The organism is Geofilum rubicundum JCM 15548 (genome assembly GCF_000974365.1).
Lineage (GTDB): Bacteria > Bacteroidota > Bacteroidia > Bacteroidales > Marinilabiliaceae > Geofilum > Geofilum rubicundum.
The window spans coordinates 1-1,519 of the sequence record NZ_BAZW01000143.1 but is presented as its reverse complement, the minus strand read 5'-3'; the positions used below and the strand labels follow the sequence as shown (position 1 = coordinate 1,519).

4 protein-coding genes are annotated in these 1,519 nt (G+C 37.5%); 2 read left to right on the top strand and 2 right to left on the bottom strand.

Features of this window, described 5'->3' with window-relative positions:
- Both JCM15548_RS20415 and JCM15548_RS20410 read left to right on the top strand, forming a co-directional pair.
- Nucleotides 1-353, top strand: a 353-nt coding sequence (locus JCM15548_RS20415; protein WP_227626082.1) for a hypothetical protein, incomplete at its 5' end; no start/stop codon positions are given.
- Nucleotides 335-634 carry a type II toxin-antitoxin system RelE/ParE family toxin gene (locus tag JCM15548_RS20410; RefSeq protein WP_062129059.1) on the top strand — a complete coding sequence of 100 codons (300 nt, stop codon included), beginning with the start codon at nt 335-337 and terminating at the stop codon, nt 632-634. The genes JCM15548_RS20415 and JCM15548_RS20410, both read left to right, overlap by 19 nt.
- A 40-nt stretch (nt 635-674) precedes the next feature.
- Here the strand turns inward: JCM15548_RS20410 and JCM15548_RS20405 are convergent, their stop codons facing one another.
- A complete protein-coding gene (locus tag JCM15548_RS20405; protein ID WP_062129056.1) occupies nt 675-1,013 on the bottom strand; it encodes a nucleotidyltransferase family protein in 339 nt (112 codons plus the stop codon).
- Nucleotides 986-1,387 (bottom strand): nucleotidyltransferase substrate binding protein, encoded by a 402-nt coding sequence (locus JCM15548_RS20400; protein ID WP_062129055.1) that lies wholly within the window; start codon nt 1,385-1,387, stop codon nt 986-988. The genes JCM15548_RS20405 and JCM15548_RS20400 overlap by 28 nt, the downstream gene beginning before the upstream one ends.
- Nucleotides 1,388-1,519: the final 132 nt, after the last annotated feature.

The window sequence follows — 1,519 nt, the reverse complement described above, 5'->3', positions numbered from 1 at the left end:
TTGTACCAGTTGTATTAAAATATAGTCCCATGTCCATGACGCACACTTTCTTTGGGTTACTTGTGTGCTATTGTTTTTGGAATGTGTTATATTTACAATCATTAAATTTTTTTATTATGACAGCCATCGAGCTAAAGAAGTTATTGATTCATAGAATATCTGAAATTAATGATGAATCTTTTTTGCGTGCTATTAATACAATTTTAGATGCAAAGACTCAATCTCAGGTTTTGAATTTGACAGATGGTCAACGATCTGAAATCGTCGAGTCCAAAAGACAGTTTGAAAAGGGTTTGTTTATTGAGCAAACTGAAATGGACAAAGAATTTAACAGATGGCTAAACGCAAAATAGTCTGGTCACATAAAGCCAATATCAAACTTTTTGAAATTCTTGATTTCTACGAAAAACGAAATAAGAGTAAAGATTTTTCAGCAAAACTTTACAAAAGATTTAATGAAGAACTGGCTTTACTTCACAAGCAACCTGGAATAGGTATAAAAACAGACCTTGAAGCTATTCGCGGTCTTATTGTTGATAAGTTTATTTTGTTTTACGAAGTGACTTCTGATAATATTATTGTACATACTCTATGGGATTGCAGACAAAATCCGGGCGATCTTAAAATAAAGTAAGCACAGTAATTCGATATTTACCAACTGGGAGAAACGCGCGCTAATTTGTGTTTGTGTAAATTTCGATACCTACACGGTTGATGTGGTCCATTAAACTACTGTTTTTTATGGTATCAAATGGTATGATGTCAAAATACCATGCCAAGGGAAGTTCTTCATTGAGTAGGCCTGAGAGTTCAGAACATGTGGCCTGGTTTATTTGGCTGCCCTTAATGGCCAAATCAATATCAGAGCCTGGTCTGTAATTGCCCATGGCCCGGGAACCAAAAAGAATGGCCGTTTCAATTTCGGGGAATCGTTTCAGGGCTTTTAAAATGAGATCCATGTGGTCGTTTTCTATGCCCGGAATGCTTATTGGCTTATTTGCTGTTCGCCCCATGTTTTGAATGATGTTAATAGTGGGAAATAGTGGACTCTGATTTTTTCTGTTAATTCGATGGCCATTTCTTCGTCATAAGTATGCACCGAAAGGTTTCTGTTGTTGAGGGCGTCGATCCATGTGTTTCCATTATTGATATAGCCATTCTGAAAAGCAATTTTTATGGCTTCCCTTGGGCTTTTTATCTCGAAGCCTTCTGATATTAAGAAGTCCTTGAGGGTTTTCCATGCCAGCTCAATGGTGATTTCAAAGAATTGAATAATACCGGCACGCTCTGTGTCAGAAGGGTTGGAAATCATGAGTGCCACGTTGAGGCGCCCGTAGGCTTTTTCATAGTTTTCAAAGCGTTGTTGCCAGCGGATGTCTATATTCATTGCGGATGGTTTTGGTTCTGTTTAAGTGCTCAAATTTATCTAAAAAGGATGCCATTAGCAATTTTGGATTAGTAGTTTAATTTTTGCTAACCCCCGAATGCCGCTTGTTTCGTTGCGTAGCTGGCCAATTAG